1 protein-coding gene is annotated in these 382 nt (G+C 61.0%); it reads left to right on the top strand.

Translation table 11 applies throughout. The annotated features are described in order from the left end of the window. On the top strand, window positions 1–202 hold a 202-nt coding region (locus tag AC0L30_RS43135), incomplete at its 5' end, for an amidohydrolase family protein (RefSeq protein WP_473406807.1). Window positions 203–382 lie beyond the last annotated feature (180 nt).

The following is a 382-nucleotide window of genomic DNA, read 5'->3' as shown; positions in this document are numbered from 1 at the left end:
GCTGCTCGAAATCTCCCTTATCGATGCTCTCATCATGGCCTCTCGGACGCCCGCGGCATTTCTCGGGCTTGAGTCCGAGCTTGGACGCATAGCGCCGGGATATCTCGCGGAGTTGGTCGCCTTCAATCGGAACTTTGAAATCGTCGGCACGTGGGTAGGCGGTGTCGGTTCGATGGGCAGACAACTTCACGCTGAGGATTGAAGGAGAGGACGCAAGTCGGCCGCCCGGTTCATAGCGGATCACCGACTCGCAACCGCGACACTGAAGCGGGCGATGTCGGCATCTCTTCCGCTGGTGCTTGGGACGTACCGCCGCACCGCCAGTGACAACCTGGTAAGGAGGGCTGTCAAAGAGCCCTGAGGGACCCGACAGAGCTGAGGC

Source organism: Bradyrhizobium sp. MI1.11 (assembly GCF_055811255.1).
This window is presented reverse-complemented; position numbering and strand designations above follow the sequence as displayed.